15 protein-coding genes are annotated in these 16,373 nt (G+C 42.3%); 2 read left to right on the forward strand and 13 right to left on the reverse strand.

What is annotated here, in order from left to right:
- Positions 1-72 precede the first annotated feature (72 nt).
- The 7 genes from ACZ42W_RS17955 to ACZ42W_RS17985 all read right to left on the reverse strand — a co-directional run bounded on the left by ACZ42W_RS17955 (position 73) and on the right by ACZ42W_RS17985 (position 7,666).
- Entirely contained in the window at positions 73-2,202 is a 2,130-nt protein-coding gene (locus ACZ42W_RS17955) for a molybdopterin-containing oxidoreductase family protein (RefSeq protein ID WP_464166635.1), read from the reverse strand.
- Positions 2,203-2,339: 137 nt separating this feature from the next.
- Positions 2,340-3,413: a uroporphyrinogen decarboxylase family protein gene (locus tag ACZ42W_RS17960; RefSeq protein WP_464166636.1), complete on the reverse strand. Its 1,074-nt coding sequence runs from the start codon at positions 3,411-3,413 to the stop codon at positions 2,340-2,342.
- Positions 3,414-3,458: 45 nt separating this feature from the next.
- Positions 3,459-4,109 (reverse strand): corrinoid protein, encoded by a 651-nt coding sequence (locus ACZ42W_RS17965; RefSeq protein WP_464166637.1) that lies wholly within the window; start codon positions 4,107-4,109, stop codon positions 3,459-3,461.
- A 110-nt stretch (positions 4,110-4,219) separates the two neighbouring features.
- Positions 4,220-5,893: an ASKHA domain-containing protein gene (locus tag ACZ42W_RS17970; RefSeq protein WP_464166638.1), complete on the reverse strand. Its 1,674-nt coding sequence runs from the start codon at positions 5,891-5,893 to the stop codon at positions 4,220-4,222.
- 2 nt (positions 5,894-5,895) lie between these two features.
- Positions 5,896-6,918, reverse strand: coding sequence for a uroporphyrinogen decarboxylase family protein (locus ACZ42W_RS17975; protein ID WP_464166639.1), 1,023 nt, complete (start codon positions 6,916-6,918; stop codon positions 5,896-5,898).
- A gap of 274 nt (positions 6,919-7,192) precedes the next feature.
- Complete coding sequence (locus ACZ42W_RS17980) at positions 7,193-7,498, reverse strand: DUF2325 domain-containing protein (protein ID WP_464166640.1); 306 nt, start codon at positions 7,496-7,498, stop codon at positions 7,193-7,195.
- Positions 7,499-7,534: 36 nt separating this feature from the next.
- The gene (locus ACZ42W_RS17985; RefSeq protein WP_464171072.1) at positions 7,535-7,666 is read right to left on the reverse strand and encodes a YezD family protein; all 132 of its coding nucleotides are present in this window, start codon (positions 7,664-7,666) and stop codon (positions 7,535-7,537) included.
- Positions 7,667-8,034: 368 nt separating this feature from the next.
- Here ACZ42W_RS17985 and ACZ42W_RS17990 point away from each other — a divergent pair, with 368 nt between their 5' ends.
- Together ACZ42W_RS17990 and ACZ42W_RS17995 are read left to right on the forward strand one after the other, a co-directional pair.
- A complete protein-coding gene (locus ACZ42W_RS17990) occupies positions 8,035-8,577 on the forward strand; it encodes a nitroreductase family protein (protein ID WP_464166641.1) in 543 nt (180 codons plus the stop codon).
- 92 nt (positions 8,578-8,669) lie between these two features.
- Positions 8,670-10,871, forward strand: coding sequence for a sigma-54-dependent Fis family transcriptional regulator (locus ACZ42W_RS17995; protein WP_464166642.1), 2,202 nt, complete (start codon positions 8,670-8,672; stop codon positions 10,869-10,871).
- Positions 10,872-10,974: 103 nt separating this feature from the next.
- Here the strand turns inward: ACZ42W_RS17995 and ACZ42W_RS18000 are convergent, their stop codons facing one another.
- The 6 genes from ACZ42W_RS18000 to ACZ42W_RS18025 all read right to left on the reverse strand — a co-directional run bounded on the left by ACZ42W_RS18000 (position 10,975) and on the right by ACZ42W_RS18025 (position 16,235).
- Positions 10,975-11,694, reverse strand: a complete 720-nt coding sequence (locus tag ACZ42W_RS18000; RefSeq protein WP_464166643.1) for a gamma-glutamyl-gamma-aminobutyrate hydrolase family protein — start codon at positions 11,692-11,694, stop codon at positions 10,975-10,977.
- Positions 11,695-11,889: 195 nt separating this feature from the next.
- Entirely contained in the window at positions 11,890-12,240 is a 351-nt protein-coding gene (locus ACZ42W_RS18005; RefSeq protein ID WP_005817423.1) for a type II toxin-antitoxin system PemK/MazF family toxin, read from the reverse strand.
- Positions 12,237-12,515 (reverse strand): CopG family ribbon-helix-helix protein, encoded by a 279-nt coding sequence (locus ACZ42W_RS18010; RefSeq protein WP_464166644.1) that lies wholly within the window; start codon positions 12,513-12,515, stop codon positions 12,237-12,239. The genes ACZ42W_RS18005 and ACZ42W_RS18010 overlap by 4 nt, the downstream gene beginning before the upstream one ends.
- Positions 12,516-12,791: 276 nt before the next feature.
- Positions 12,792-13,538 (reverse strand): type 1 glutamine amidotransferase, encoded by a 747-nt coding sequence (locus tag ACZ42W_RS18015; protein ID WP_464166645.1) that lies wholly within the window; start codon positions 13,536-13,538, stop codon positions 12,792-12,794.
- Entirely contained in the window at positions 13,535-14,944 is a 1,410-nt protein-coding gene (locus ACZ42W_RS18020; RefSeq protein ID WP_464166646.1) for a MurT ligase domain-containing protein, read from the reverse strand. Before ACZ42W_RS18020 ends, ACZ42W_RS18015 begins: the two co-directional genes overlap by 4 nt.
- A 277-nt stretch (positions 14,945-15,221) precedes the next feature.
- Entirely contained in the window at positions 15,222-16,235 is a 1,014-nt protein-coding gene (locus tag ACZ42W_RS18025; RefSeq protein ID WP_464166647.1) for a 2-hydroxyacid dehydrogenase family protein, read from the reverse strand.
- Positions 16,236-16,373: the final 138 nt, after the last annotated feature.

Below are 16,373 nucleotides of genomic sequence, written 5' to 3' on the forward strand. Positions count from 1 at the left end.
ACGCCCGAACGGCCGTTGAGTAGTACGCTCTTCAATCTTTTTTCTGGTTAACAAACAGTATGAAAATTCGCACTATGCTTTTTCAATTTGGCATAATAATGCTTTTAATACAGGAAAACCTGAAATCGGATCGCGATTATATAAATCAGTTAGGATATTGGCATTGGCTTTTCGCCATGCTTCTACTTGGATAGGACCTCCCCCGCCCACATTGACCTCAACCCCTCCTTGGGGGATATCATTGGTTATGAAGGCATAAAAATCCACTGCGCCACGCTCTGTACGAATGACGACCTTATCTCCATTTTCAATCCCTCTGATTGATGCATCTTCAGGATTAATAATGACATGGGGTTTTTCTTGAATTTTTAACAAGCCTGGAATATTCAAATGTTGAGAACGAAAGGTGGATTGAATTCTTGCACCAGTATTTAAGGTCAATGGATATTTACGATATAGTTCTGGATTCCCAAGCTTTCCTTCAATTGGCTCTACATATACGGGTAAGCTATCGTAGCCATGTTTGGCCAGTAAACTCGAATTGATTTCCAGCTTACCAGACAGAGTATTAAACCCCGCTTGACCGTCAGGTCGCAATAGTCCCTTGGTATATTTTCGATACTGTCTTTCGGGCCTGGGAATAGCGATTCCATCTTCCGCTTCTTGTAATTTCTGCAGTAACTCTGGATTTTTTGCGAAAGCCCGATTTAATAGTTCCTCTTCATTTTGTGGAAAGAGGTGTCCATAACCCAGTCGTTGTGCAAGAGCAGCAAGTATAGACAGATCACTCCGTGCCTCACCCACTGGTTTAATCACAGGTCTTCTCAAACGCAGATACCCTGGATAACGCTGATACGATGTATTTTCAAAATAGGTCGTCGCCGGCAACACAACATCAGCAAACTGAGCATCGCGAGTCATAAATCGATCCATAACCAACAGGAAATCTAAGTTCTCAAAGGTTTCTTCCCAAATACTCGGTTGAGGGTAAGAAGTAATAACGGATGATCCGCTAATAATAAGCCCTTTAACTGGATAAGGGATTCCTTCAAGTACAGCTCTGGGTAATTCTAAGAATTGAGCACTCTCAGTGAGTTCATAAAAGAGAGGATACTCCTTAGCCCCGATAGGAGAGACTCCTTCTGGTTTATTAAACTGTAAGGGTTCATTCGGTAGGTCGGATACAGGATTTATGAGTAACCCGCCAGGGACATCGAGATTTCCAGTGATCGCCAAAAGAATATACACGGCCCGAATCGACTGGACGCCTGCATTCGAGTATTCTAATCCGGTATACGTCCTTAAGGTTGTTTGTTTCGTATTCGCGATTTCTCGAGCCAAATGGAGTATGTCTTCAGACGGAATACCCGTGATTTCTTCCACCTTATCGGGTGAAAACTCCTTTACATATTCTTTGAATTCTGCAAATCCTAATGTCCACTGCTCCACAAATTCTTTGTCATACAATTCTTCCTCGATAATCACATGAAGCAGGGCCAAAGCCAATGCACCATCAGTCCCTGAACGAATGGCTAGCCATTGATCGGCTCGTTTAGCAATGTCACTGCACATGTGGTCAATGGCTATAATTCGCGTTCCTTTTTGTTTGGCTTTAAGTATCCGTTCAAACAAAAATGGAGGTGAATCGGTAGCAGGGTTTGCTCCCCATACAATGATAAGCTTACTGTTTTCGATATCGGGATCAAGTAAGTTCCCAGGGAGTCCAAAGGTTACACGAGGAGCCAGCACTCCGTATGAGGTAAAGCACAAAGAGCTTACACTCCCTACATTCGGAGATCCGAAAGGCCAGAGGAATTTGGAGGTCATCGTGTCCCCGCCTCCAGTAAATTCGGCAAAAGAAAGCTCAAATGTCCCTCTCCCACTATGACTCGCTACCGCTTGCGGCCCATATCTTTGCTTGATTGTGTTAAGATTTTCTGCCACATAATCCAAGGCTTCTTCCCAGGTCGCTTCCCTAAATTCACCACTCCCTCTTTTCCCTGTCCGTATTAACGGCTTTTTGAGACGATCCGGAGAACAAACGACTTCTGGTGCATGCTTCCCTCTTACACATAACGAGCTAAAGGGGGCTCCCTTTATAGGGAAAATTTCTACTAACTCGCCTTCATCAAGTCCCACCTCAACGGCACACCCACCTGGGCAGACTCCGCAGATTGCCTTTTGCTTTACTTTTGCACTCATCTAATCCCTCCTATCGCTTCATTCCACTTCATAAAATATAAAGTCACTCAATTCTACTGCTCAATTCAAATGCAAGATATCCAATACTTATGACCTCGAAAAAGATAGGGATGATTTCTGCCTCTAGGCCAACACAGCTAATTAAACAGTTCTGGCTTATAAGGATATTGTCCATATTTTCTTACTGCCGCTGAGAGGGCATGCACATTTTGCGGCGGCGTTTTAATCGGTAATTCACACCCCATTGCTAATATATATCCCTTGGGAGAATCGTACCCTTTTCTAAGGCACTCTTTGACATTTTGTTCGACAGTTTCCGGTGTGCCTAGATACATCGTCTCAGCTGGCCTGATATTCCCTGAGATCCCTATTTTATGGCCGACTTCTTGCTTCACATAGTCAAGATCCAAGGAGTTATCCAAACTGAGCATTCCTGCGCCAGTATCCGCCATGTAGTGAATGATTTTCTTCGTTTTACCGCAGATATGAAGGACGGGAGGATTCGTCACTTTCTTAATTTCAGTAATTAAATCCTTTAAATGAGGAAAGGAGAATTCCTTAAATAACTGATGACTCATTAGACTTCCAGAAGATACGGGATCAACAATTCCTATCCCAACACCCAACTTGGCAACTTCTTTAACATAGGGAATCGTGCTCTTGACGCAAAAGTCCAACAATTCATGGACAAACTCGGGATTGCTGTATAAGTCTTTCATGAGGTTTTCAGCACCCCGAAGACTATAGGCCATTGACATCGGGCCACCAAGATTCGTGGCTACTGGAGCCTCCGCTCCGACTTTATCGACCAGTATTTCTAGCGCTTCCAGAAAAATGGGTAAGCGACCCTTCTTGTGAGGATCAGGGATCTCCAAGTTTTTAAGGTCTGAGATTTCTTTGATTGCAAACTCTTTAACAAATGCAGTGCTGTAATCAGGAAATTCCATCTTGCTTCCCACGGCCTCTGCAACGACGGAATGCCCGCCACCCGCGCCAACACTATCCAATTTATAGGTTTTATAGGCGGCAATTTGGGCCTCTACCATCTTAGCAGCCGAACTATGGTATTCAGATACTTTAATACCAATAACCCTGCTAGCATGATCCCCCATGGAAGCATTAAACGGTATTCTATCATACGGTTTTCCCTGCAAAAAAGCGTTCATTCTTTCCTTCGGGGTCATGGAATCCGGAATTAGGTCTGTATACATTGCGAATCTCCTTCCTAAATACACCTTTTTCCTACTAGTGACTTTCTAGCTAACTAAGCTTTTAGCGAGTTGTACCGCTTCAGCAGCGTTTGTTGTATAGCCATCTGCCCCAATCTTCTCAGCAAAGCCCTGAGAAATCGGTCCGCCTCCTACAATAACTTTAAATTGATCCCGGATATTTTCTTGTTTTAATAAATCGACAACCGCTCCCATACCATCCATTGTCGTTGTCATTAGAGTTGAAAGTGCGATAATTTCAGCCTTCACTTCTTTGGCTTTATCCACAAAATTTCTTGGAGTAATATCCCTTCCTAGATCAATAACTTCAAACCCTGCCGCTTCAAGCATAATTCTCACTAGATTCTTGCCAATATCATGGGTATCCCCTTCAATGACCCCAATCACGACCTTGTGCCTTCCCCCAGCATCCTGTCTTGTTTTGATATGGGGTTTTAGTACCGTAAGTCCTGAGTACATTGCGTCAGAGCACATAAGGAGTTCTGGGACAAAATATTCTTCTTCCTCAAAGAGCTTTCCAGCTCTATCCATGCCGTCTGTCAGTCCCTTGACGACCGCTTCATACGCATCGATCTTTTCCTCCACTACTTGTTGGCTCAGAGAAACCGCCTCTTTTTCATTCATATCCACTACAGCTTCAGATAACTTTTGAAATAGCTCTACCCCTTTTTCAGCCATTGATTACTACCTCCCTTTATTAATAAAGGCTGTATCTAAATCGGCTTAGAAGGTCGATTTAAGATACAGCCTCTAGTTCACTAGTCAGCCAACGATTTAACTCATACTTCCTAAAAGCTTAAACACTCAACAAAAACTCGATCAAAATCCGGATAATTCGCAAGTTCTATAACTTCTATGCCCTTGACCATTTGCTCCATCGTTTTTTTATACGATTGATTGAGTAGAAATGTTTTGCCTCCAGTTTTCGAAGTATTTCCAACGAATTTTACTTTTCCTGCGAATTCCTTCGGCAAAAGTCCGATGTTGATTAAACTATCCTCACTCAAATGATAGCCAAACGATCCAGCGATTAGGACCTCATTCACTTCGGCAGCCTTCACTTCTTGACACCTAAGCAAAAACTCGATACCTGCTCTTACCGCACCTTTGGCCAGTTGAACTTGACGGATATCTTTCTGAGATAGATCTACATCTTCCGCCACTTTGAAGTTTGTTTTACCCTCTTTTTTGAAGACTCTTTCCTGCAATTCAAGCGGGATGCCTTTTTCTTCTGTAATCCCTAATTTTCCGTTTTTGTTTACCAATCCATGAACCACAAGTTCGCCGACTATATCTAAAAGTCCACTCCCACAGATCCCTACGGCTTCAGAGTCCTCAATGGTCTTAAGACGAATTTCTCCACTTTCTTCAATCTCGTACCTTTCAATGGCACCCTTTCCAGCTCTCATTCCATGGGAAATATTCATCCCTTCAAATGCAGGCCCCGCAGCGGTAGACGTAGCGAAAAGTTTACCCTCAGAACCAATGACCATTTCTCCATTTGTCCCAATATCCACGAAAAGTACTATTCCTCTCCGCTGATATAATTGTGAAGCTAATACTCCAGAAGTAATATCCGCTCCCACATAAGCGGATATGATGGGTGGAAAATAGATGAGACCAATGGATGCAATGTCCAAACCATGATCTAGCGCTTTAAAGTATTCACCTCCATAAATCTCTGGAGTATAGGGAGCTTTCCCTAAGGAGTAAGGATTTACTCCTGCTGCTAAATGAAGCATACATGTATTCCCGCTGAATACAGCCTCATAAATTTGGTCTTTACTTACCTCGTAAGCCTTGCATAACTCAGTGATCATCCTATTGATTTCTACTATAATCGCCCTATACATAATTTGCAGTTTATTCTCTTCAGAAGCAAACTTGATCCTTGACAATACATCTTGGGCATAGACTGCCTGTGGATTGAGGGCCGATATAGACCCTACCTCTTCTCCGTTAAAACTATTGATGAGCGAGACAACTAATGTAGTCGTTCCGATATCTACAACAATTCCATAGCTACTTGCTTCCGTGTTCCCTTCTTCATTGCTGAGTCGTTCCTTTCCAGCAAATACTTCGGTAATATTCAGCTCAGGAATATACTTTTTCCATATATAACTGTCTATATCGACTTCAAAGCCGATTCCTTCTTCCAAGATTTTAAGCGTACTATTATCCTGACCATGACTAAGCTCAACCGTAATGTCCCCTCTTACTTCAGTTGCGCAAGATAATACATAACCTTGAAAAATTTCTTCTTTACTAAGACGATGATTCCCCTTCTGCACGACATTTCTCCGGAATTTATCTTCAATCTTTACTTTACATTTGCCACAGATAAGTGCTGCATCACAAGGGGATTCTATTTGTATTCCAGCTAATCGTGCTGCTTCTAGAATTGTCGTCCCCTCGTTGACTTGTACGAAATTATTTTCAGGCAAGAATTTAACGGTTACCATAATCAATGCTCCTTAACAATATGGGTCATAGCAGAAATGTTGTTCAAAGGTGTAGAAGTACTCAGCCCACAGGCAGGAGCAATAACATTAATTCCATCTCGAATCAGTCTTTCCGTTTGGTATTCCACTTTTTCGGGTGTCCCAAACTCCAGAAGATACGTGCTAAGGTTCCCCATGGTAATCAGCTCTGGATACTGCTGCTTTAATAATTTGAGATTCACTAGCGCATCAGTGCTGATGGCGTCTGACTTAATTCGGGGTATCCATTCATTTACCCTATTCAAATTTCCACAGATATGTAAAATTACAGGTGTTTTCATATCATGTATGGCATCAATGAGTTGATTAAGGTATCTTACAGCATACTCCTCAAACATCTTGGGTCCTAGAATTTCACCCGTTGCAGTGGGATCTGCGATAGAAATTACCGTGGCTCCATTATCAATCATAAGTTTGGCATATTCAGTCAGAAAGCGGGTGACATATTCTATAACTTTGTGAGAATTACTTTGGTCTTTTCTCAATTCCTTCAAGAATTCCATCGGATCAACTAGAGAAGCCGCAGTACTGATCGGCCCTGTTAGATTGCCAATCACTGGAATGTCAGGGTATTTTTTCGACAAGACAAATCCGGCTTGTAATATCGTATCAACCCTCCCTGTTTTAACTAGTTTTTTAATATCTTGAAATTCAACTTGAGAAACGGAGGCGAAAAGTTCTTTTTCAATTTTTGGTTCACATGAGTATGAACCAAAATTGATTTCACTCCCCAGCACCTCGGCTTCAACTGTCATACAAAAAGGAATGCCAAAGTTTTCAAATCCCGTATTCTCCGCGACATCATATGAGAGTTTAGACATTAAGTCATAATCACTGTGCGCCTCGGGGAGAGTATGCCCTGTCTTGTTCATTACGTCGACTATTGCTGCATTCATCATCCCTCCTGGGCAAATCACGGGTGCTCTATCCACCTTTTCTTTGTTCAATACGCGTAGTAGTCTTTCTTTGGGACTTATTGAACTCACAAAATTACCCCTTTCCTCTGCTTCGATGCTTTGGGCTATCCTAAAAGAAAGAGACTAAGTCTACAACCTACAGAAAGGTTATTAACTTAGTCTCCAGTTCACTGGTCGACTATAATGTAAACTATAAATTTTCAATGTGCTGCGAGCGTCCCACCCCTTGAACGATCTAATTCCCTCCAATTAGTGCTTTTTGATTAAAAAAAGACTGAGTTTACTACCTATGAAGGTCATAAAACTCAGTCTCCAGTTCACTGGTCAACTATAAAATCCCCCTCTATGCCGTCACTAAACTTGATTGTCTAGTGATCCTATTGACGATCGATGTTAATCCAAGTCCTCTAGAGAAATACACCTCTTTATTACACTTTTTAGCGACTTCCTTAGCATCCCACATGCTAGCATGTGAACACGCACTCTGAACAATGATTACAAAATCAACATCTCTGATTAATGACTCCAAGTTTCTTTTATTATTCTTCTTGGGTATACCATCATGAAAATGAATCTCGACCTGGCCAACTCTTTTAAAAATTTTGCCATAGGTATCTTGGTTATGCCCACCTACGATAGCAACCCTCATTTCAAGTCATCTCCTTCATACCAGCGTCAACTAAGGTTATTTCAGGCGAATTTTCTCGTTTTTATCGATCTGGATGACCCGTCCGTCCTGAATTATCAAAGTAACCGATCCATGTTTCACCGTCTTGATAATTGTCAACAATTCCTCTAACCAGGAAGGCAAAGGCAGCTCTTTGATACGCTACACCTCCAGTCCAAATCCATCACATTGATTATGATATTTTTCCAATTGTTTTAGTAGGTTTTAGGAGTAAAATTTTTTTTGATTTAAATGTATTGATGACTTAAGCTTCTTCCTTACACGCCAAATCTGTCCAAGCTTAATTCCTAGTATTCCTATAGATTTTAACTGTATCAATTGAAGTTATATTATTATATAACTGATGCTTTGTCAATAGAATTCTTTCTTTAAACTCCCCCTTATTGAATTGAATTGCCTTTAATCTCTTTCCATTCTTAAACTTCTAATCTATTTTTTCTAATAGAATTATTTATGATACAATTCATTATGAAACTATGGGTGAAGGTGGTATCATCATGGAGACGTTAAAGGCAATTGAGCTAAGAAGAAGTATTCGAAGCTATCTGCGAAAAACTGTAGAAGATGATAAAATTGGACAACTTCTTGCCGCAGGAAATAATGCGCCAAAAGCAGGATATTTTCATATTTCGGTCATTGAAAATACAGATGTACTAAATGAAATAAATGATCGGGCATTATTTTCTTATAAGAACTCAGGCGACAAACTTTTGATGGGTCGTGCTGCCGTCGAAGGTTACCAACCGTTGTATGGTGCTCCAGTGTTATTTCTCTTTTCTGCTCCTATGGCCAATCCCTACAATGCAGCAAACACTTCATGCGCTGCGGCTAATATTACAATTGCTGCAACTGCACTTGGGCTTGGCTCATGTTATATACTTTCTCCATTACTTGGAATTAAGGGTAATACTGAACTCATCAAAAAAATAGGCATACCTTTTGGATATTCCCCTGTCTGTGGTGTTGTCGTAGGCTATTCCTCAGGTGATACATTATCTACATCCAACTCGATTGTTGATAATATAAATTTTTGCAAATAGAAAAGGAGCTCCTTCGTGTATAATAGACATAATTAGAATCTCACCATTTATGGACGACACCACTAATTTACATAAGAATTAGGGAGATATATATGAGAGATGAACTATTCGAATCTTTTCCTTTTGGAATAATCCGGATAAACAAAAACGAACAAATTGAACGAATTAATGATTTTGCCAAACAATTGATTCATACTCTCGATTCTGAATCGCTCGAAATGCTTCTAACACTAAAACCAGAGAATGACATAACAACATGGTCTGTGGCGAATCATCAAATCGTATTAAATGTAGAGATTTTCGAGGTGCATGGGGATTCTAACCGCCTACTCCTCATCGGTCTGGAACCAAATTTTTCATCCAATCTTCCTTCCCAGCTTGAAAGAAATATCGAAGATTTGACAACAGACCCTCAGGATATTGTTTCCCGAATCGTTAATATGGTCAGTGAAGTGACGACCTTTGAACATTTTGACCTTCTTCGGGTGGAACCTCATCTCCGCAAATACAGCTATGCCTATACTATCGGCGTAGGCATAGAAGGAGCATTAAATGCTCCGTACTCTACTATCAAAAAATCAGGATTAGGCTGGGTTGTAGAAACAGAAGCACCTCAACTGGCTCAATTGCTTAGTCCCAAGGACTTTTCTTTTATCGAGGACCCGTTGCTTTATCAGACCGGATTTCGTTCCGCTCTTAGGGTCCCTATCCTTTTTGATCATGGAGTTGTCGGAGCAATATTACTTGCAAGCACTCGACCCTTTCAATTCGAAATCGAAGATGCATTTTTAATTAACCAACTCTCTAAGCTTTTTAGTCAAGCCTTCTTTCATTCAGGAATTGCGCAAGAACGCAACTACCAAGCAATGGCCACAGCGGCCTATCTTCAAAGCGTAGCCGCTAACCTTGGAGAAGAGCATATTCTTGATTTCCTAACAGATTATTGTGCCCAATTGCGACTCACCTCCCAACTTGAACAGGTGAGCCTCTATATGCTGGATAAGCAACTTGAAAAGCGTCAATGCCTCGTCAAAGTAGGAGAAGATCTTCCCTTAGATAAAGACTGGACCTCTATCGAGGCCGGTATAGCTGAAGTGATTCGTTCGAAAAGTATTGTATTCTACAATTTAGCTGATCCTCTTAATCAAAACATTGATTCTTTGCTTGGAAAAGGTTTTACCTCTGTCCTTTACGCCCCAATCGAACACGAGGAGCAACCCGTTGCAGTGCTCGTTGCCGCTGCAATGGATGAGAAGGCCTTATCCCCTCTCATCGCCGGCATATTTAAAGCCGCGTCTGAACAACTAAGCCCTATGATTTCGCGACTCATCCCTCGATGCCCTAATGCCATCTCTAAACCTCTATCCCCAAAACGAACCGTTCCGACAGGTTTTACGCGTATTATCGGCAGCTCGGAAGTGATTCGAGATGCCATTCAAAAAGCCGCGCGAGCTGCTCAATACGATTTCCCCATTCTAGTTACAGGGGAAACCGGAACCGGAAAAGAGTTATTTGCTAAAGCCATTCATCAGTCGAGCCAAGCTGCTCAGGGGCCCTTCATCGTAGTAAACTCCGCAGCGATACCTACTAATCTATTAGAATCTGAACTCTTTGGATATCAAGAGGGTGCCTTCACCGGAGGTTTAAAGGGTGGGAAGCGCGGAAAAATCCTCTTGGCTGATGGTGGAACATTATTCCTAGATGAAATTGGGGAGCTTTCCCCTGAGCTTCAAGCTAAACTCTTACGAGTAATCCAGGAACAAGAAGTAGAGCCCTTAGGGGCTACAAAGCCGATTCCAGTTCATGTACGCATCATCTCGGCAACTCACAGAAATCTCAATCAGATGGTTGAGCAGGGGGAATTCCGAGAGGATTTGCTTTATCGGCTAAATTCAATTGAAATTAAAATCCCTCCCTTACGTGAGCGAGGAAGCGATATTGCAGAACTTGCTGAATATATGCTTGAGTTTCTTACTCAATCTCATGGAACAGCACCAAAAACTCTTTCAACGAGTGCCAAGGATATTCTTTTGAAGTACTCGTGGCCAGGAAATATCCGGCAGCTTCAGAACATCATAAATAGACTTTATGTATTTGTTGAAACCCCAATCATACAGTCTAAGGATCTTCCTCCTGATCTTAGAGACTCAGAAACGAGCAAAAGTAAAACAGAGAAGGAAGAGATCGAAAGCTTACTCTCAGAATTCGAAGGAAATAAAACAGCGCTCGCGCATTATCTTGGGATCACACGAACGGGTCTATGGAAAAAGCTCAAACGTTTGGGCTTACAGTGAACACTTTACAGTAAGCAAATAGAAGGAGTCGCTAATCCCACTTTGGCGATCCCTTCTATTTGTTTATCTAGCCCGTTTTCCTTTATATTCAAAATCAAGCGATTTAGTGTTTCTTTATAGATTCCTGTGCGACTTTTATCAGTCCCTGAAATAGCCTCTGACTATGCTTTTCTTTATCCATTGCCTCGGGATGCCACTGTACACCGAGGCAAAACTTCGCTCCAAGCTTTTCAATCCCTTCGATGATTCCATCTGGCGCGACTGCATTAACTATAAACCCTTCAGGAAGCACTGAAACGGCTTGATGATGGAAACTATTTACTCCTATCGTTTTTTCTTCAATGAGCATCGCCAGGTTAGATTCAGTCAAATGAACTTCATGCCAAGCATATTCACGAGGAGCTCTCTGTTTATGTTCAATAGATTCAGGACGCTCTGAAGTAAGATCCTGATAAATCTTACCTCCTGCTGCAATGGCCAAAACCTGAATTCCTCTACATATTCCTAAAACAGGGAGGTCTTCTTTCATTGCCATTTGAGCTAAGAGAATTTCGCTCCAGTCTCGTTCAGGTAGGCAATCCCCGATTCCCCGTTTAGGGAGCTCTCCCAGTATCATAGGAGAAAAATCTCCACCGCCCGTTAATATCAAAGCATCCACTAAAGCTAACATTTCCTCTGCTTCTTCTAAAGTCGTGATTGTTGGTAACAAAATGGGTTGCCCATTGGCCTTTTTTACACTTTCCACATAAAGTGTCCGAGGAAAGGTTTTCAACTCTTCTGAACAATGAGCGACCGTTATTCCTATCACTGGCTTACGATTCATCGTGAATAATCACCTCACAAATTCCCTAATCTACTTCCCCTCGAAATTGGAAGGATTCTTCCCCTATCAAACTACTATATTTATATGCCTTCCCTCTTAAGAAAACACTTCGCTTCAGAGTTTCTTCAAAAAATCGCAAAATAAAAACAGCGCCGGCTCTTCATCCCCGCAACGCTGTCCGCTGACCCTTGTAATCTAAATATCAGTTAATCCTAGACTAATTTCAATCGCCTGATCAACCCTTAACATAACCTCTTCATCTAGGACGGCTACTTTTTCCTTTAAACGGCTCTTATCTATCGTCCGAATCTGCTCGGTCAAAATAACAGAGTCCCGCTCTAGACCACTCCGTTTTGCCCGTACCTCCACGTGCGTAGGTAGCTTAGCCTTCGCAATCTGAGAGGTTATCGCAGCTATAATAGTCGTCGGGCTAAACTGATTACCGATATCGTTTTGAATCACCAAAACGGGACGCGTCCCGCCTTGCTCGGAGCCGACGACGGGGTTAAGTTCAGCATAATAAATTTCCCCGCGTTTTATGATCATCTCTGACACTCCACATTAGCTTCATCATAAACCAGTGGAACCTCATCTTCGGTGGAGAATAATTCCTTAGCAATGGCTAGATTGAGTTGAGCCATTTCCTGATAACCCCGACGCATTTGCTCGCGGATTCCTCGTTTCCGGCGTTCATGAAGCACACTATTAATAGCTTCACGAATAAATTCGCTGCGATTTCTATTCTCTACCGTTACTACATCATCCACTTCCGCAAGCAAACTTTCCGGCAAACTAATCATTATCCGCTTACTTTCTGCCACTTCAGCACCCCCAAGTCTTTTAGCCACAGCTATACTTCATTATAGACAGTAACCTTAAAAAGTGTCAATAAAGTTAAAGGTATAGACGAGCCAAAAAGCCTTAAAATACGCTTATAAAGGACATGTAAATTTTGGTATTTAGATTATCTATAAAACCTACTTAACTCATTTTCGATTACAGATATTATGTGAGTATAGATACGATGATATACTTAGAACCTGTTTAAACTTCAACTTTTTCGTCAAAAAGTATATCGGGTCAATACACTTACTCGCTTAGCGCCCCGCAAGAATTCTCTCGACAACGGTCTGATGCGCCATCTCTTCTAACTGATCATCGAGCAGAGAAAGAGGCTCCGAAATACCTCGCCTCGCTAAAGCCAATTCTAATAGCAAATCCGCAAAGTGGGGATTCTTAGGGAGTAAAGGTCCATGAAGGTAGGTCCCGAATACATTCTTATAACGAACCCCTTCTCCCCCGTCTTCTCCATTATTTCCATTTCCATGTAGCACTTTTCCAAGTGGTTGAAGTCCAGAACCCAAAAAGGTCTTTCCCGAATGATTTTCAAATCCGACCAGCGTCGAAAGCGTACTTAAAGGAAATTGTCTTCCTGAACAATCCACCACGACATTTCCAATGAGACGTTTGGGGCCAGCAATCGTCCAGAGATCAAGAATCCCCAGTCCAGGAATGCGTGTTCCGTCAGTGGTCTGATAATACTGTCCCAAGAGTTGATATCCCCCACAAATAGTCAATACCACAAGCCCATCTTCTATCGCGGCTCTCAACTCCTGTTCTCGTTTCATCAAGTCTTCAACAAGAATACTTTGTTCTCGATCAGACCCTCCACCAATGAACAATATGTCAAGTGTTTGGAAATCTAAGGGCTCACCCAAGGAAACCTTCTGGACCTCGCTCTCAATCCCCCGCCACTGGGAACGTACGGATAAGGCCATGATGTTTCCACGATCCCCATAGAGATCTAATAAATCAGGGTAGAGATGACAGATTCTAATTTTCAATTCATTCCCTCCCCCTTTTGTGATTGGCTAGAGTCTGGCATAGTCGCGTTTTTTATTCGCTTCTGCTCGAGGATCTCGCGCAGCGGAAAAAGCAAGGTGTACGTGGGCAAGATGAATACTGCTTCTCTACCCTCGCGGTTATCCTGAACCTTCTCAAGGGCACTCTCTAAATCATGCTCAATCTGCAATGTATCGACCGGTACACCCGCATATTTTAGACGAACTGCCATATCCTCCGCACGTAGCCCAGTACAGATAATTCTTTGAATTCGCTGAGCTTCCTGTCCAAGAAGCTCAAAATCCACATCCCATAACCAAGAAATATCTCTTCCATCAGCTGCGAGATCATTGATGCCAATAAGAATACGAACCGGTCGCTCTTTGAGTGTAAAAATCGTTTGGATCACTTGATTAAATCCTGTTGGATTCTTAACCAAGGTTAAGGTTACATTTCCCTGAGCTAAAGGAAATTGCTCCATCCGCCCTGCTTGTGGAACAAACTCTCTTAAGCCCCGCTCAATATCGCGGTCTTTAATACCTAAACGCTTTGCTGCTGCTATAGCCGCTAAGGCATTATACAAGTTATAGTACCCTTGTAAGCCCATCGTGAAGGAAGTCACTCCTACTTTGAATCTTAAGCCGGCTTCCTCTGTGCATACGTCTTGCGCAAGAACCGGTGGCTCCGGACGCTTGTACCCACACTCATGACAAGAATAGATTCCTAGCTGCCCATAATGATAGAGGGAATACTCCAGAAGTCCCCCACAGGAAGGACAAAAACGAGCTTCACGTGTCTCCGAGCTTTCGCTCTTACTTTCGGGAGTCCTCTCCACCCCATAATAAAGAGTATGTATTCTTCCACTTCCAAATTGAGCCACAAGAGGATCATCAGCATTAAGGATAAGGTCAGTATGAGAGGGTATAGAATCTCTTACCAGTTTTACGGTTGTATCAAGTTCTCCATAGCGGTCGAGCTGATCCCTGAAAAAATTAGTAATGATTGCTACCTGAGGAGTCGCTTGCTGACAAAATTTCGGAACGGTTGCCTCATCCACTTCAAGTAAAGCAAGCTTTACTTTTGTTTGCCCACCCCAACGTGTGTTTTCTAAAAGGGCTCCAGTAATCCCGGTCACTAAGTTCGCACCCGCTTGGTTAAAGGCAAAGACCTTTCCAGCGGCCCTTAAAACATTGGCAAGTAGATTGGCCGTCGTGGTCTTTCCATTGGTCCCGGTCACCATGATCATCCCATCCGTATACTCTGCACTCAACTTTCGGATTAAATCTGGATCAAAGCGCAAGGCCACTTTTCCGGGAAGGGTTGTCCCCTTTTTGCCCGCAAACTTTAATATTGCACTGATTCCTTTGCCCGCCCAGAGAGCAAGCCAAAATCGCCACGTTCGTTTCACGCTGTGTATCTCCTTTTCTCCCAATGCACCAATTTTAGCACTCTTCAGGGAGTTATATCAAGAATTACGAGTACGTGGGTCAAGAAATAGTATAAATAAAGTAACTAATGATACGATGAGAAGGAGCTATCGCAAAATAAGTCTTCTTTAGTCAAAGCACGAAAAATATAGGGAACGACCCCTGTGCCATTCCAAAAGGAGATTTACATCCCTTTCGAAACGACACGGGGCCATTCCCTACTATTACCTTTATATAGAAAACAACTTTAAACCAGCCTCACTTAGCTGCCATATGAACTTGCGCCTTCAGGTACGCTTGATTGACACACGTCAGGGGTTCTTCCCCATTTAATACCGCTATAATATTGCGAGCAGCAATTTCAGCCATGGCATTCCGTGTTTCTACCGTTGCATTTCCCAAGTGCGGAGTGAGAATAACTTGATCAAGCTTTTCCAACCCGACAGTAACTTGAGGTTCATTCTCATACACATCAAGCGCTGCCCCTGCAATTTTCTTCTGCTCCAAGGCCTCAAGTAAAGCCTTCTCATCTACCAAAGGTCCACGAGCTGCATTGATCAGATAAGCGGTGCGCTTCATCATGTCAAATTCCTTTGCTCCAATCATATGATGGGTAGCTGGACTATAACTTAAATTCAAGCTCAAAAAATCTGCATTCTGTAGAACCTCTTCAAAAGAGCGATACATTACCCCCAGCTCTTTTTCCTTTTCTGCAGAAAGACGTGTCCGGCTTGAGTAGATAACCTTCATATCGAAGGCTTTAGCGCGACGAGTGACAGCCTGACCAATATTCCCCATCCCTATGACGCCAAGTGTCTTGCCTGTAACATCAACCCCTAGATGATAGAGCGGAGCCCATCCTTTGAAGTGTCCGGCACGAGTTTCCTTGTCACCTTCCACAATTCGCCGAGCTATCGCAAGCATCAAGCCAATCGTCAAGTCAGCCGTTGCTGCCGTTGAAACATCCGGAGTATTTGTTACAGGAATCCCTCTCAATCCCGCAGTTTCGATATCAATATTATTAAATCCTGCGCCATAGTTTGCAATGACTCGCAGATTAGGATTTGATGTAATGATTTCAGCGTCGATTGAATCGGATAGTAAGCAAAGAAGAGCATCGATACCCTTAACCCCATCGAGAATTTCCTCTTTACTTAGGAGCCTAAGCTCATCATGCATCGATACTTCGAATTCTTGAGAAAGAATATTATAAGCTACCTTAGGAATTTTTCCTGAGATAAAAACTTTCTTTAGATCGTTTTTGTGTTTCATTATTTGAAACCACCTTTCACCATGTAGAACATGTTCCTCTGCTATTAAACTATCACGGAACCTTAATGGGTTCAATAGATAGGAAAAAAGCTTATATCTTAAAAATTTCGCTAAACTTGGAAAGGTTCTAAAGAAAAA

The organism is Desulfitobacterium elongatum (assembly GCF_055378975.1).

Coding starts and splice junctions, on each gene's coding strand:
- ACZ42W_RS17980 (WP_464166640.1), bottom strand. CDS start 7,498: ATGAGGGTTGCTATCGTAGGTGGGCATAACCAAGATACCTATGGCAAA.
- ACZ42W_RS18000 (WP_464166643.1), bottom strand. CDS start 11,694: ATGAATCGTAAGCCAGTGATAGGAATAACGGTCGCTCATTGTTCAGAA.
- ACZ42W_RS17965 (WP_464166637.1), bottom strand. CDS start 4,109: ATGGCTGAAAAAGGGGTAGAGCTATTTCAAAAGTTATCTGAAGCTGTA.
- ACZ42W_RS17995 (WP_464166642.1), top strand. CDS start 8,670: ATGAGAGATGAACTATTCGAATCTTTTCCTTTTGGAATAATCCGGATA.
- ACZ42W_RS17970 (WP_464166638.1), bottom strand. CDS start 5,893: ATGGTAACCGTTAAATTCTTGCCTGAAAATAATTTCGTACAAGTCAAC.
- ACZ42W_RS18005 (WP_005817423.1), bottom strand. CDS start 12,240: ATGATCATAAAACGCGGGGAAATTTATTATGCTGAACTTAACCCCGTC.
- ACZ42W_RS18025 (WP_464166647.1), bottom strand. CDS start 16,235: ATGAAACACAAAAACGATCTAAAGAAAGTTTTTATCTCAGGAAAAATT.
- ACZ42W_RS17960 (WP_464166636.1), bottom strand. CDS start 3,413: ATGTATACAGACCTAATTCCGGATTCCATGACCCCGAAGGAAAGAATG.
- ACZ42W_RS17955 (WP_464166635.1), bottom strand. CDS start 2,202: ATGAGTGCAAAAGTAAAGCAAAAGGCAATCTGCGGAGTCTGCCCAGGT.
- ACZ42W_RS17990 (WP_464166641.1), top strand. CDS start 8,035: ATGGAGACGTTAAAGGCAATTGAGCTAAGAAGAAGTATTCGAAGCTAT.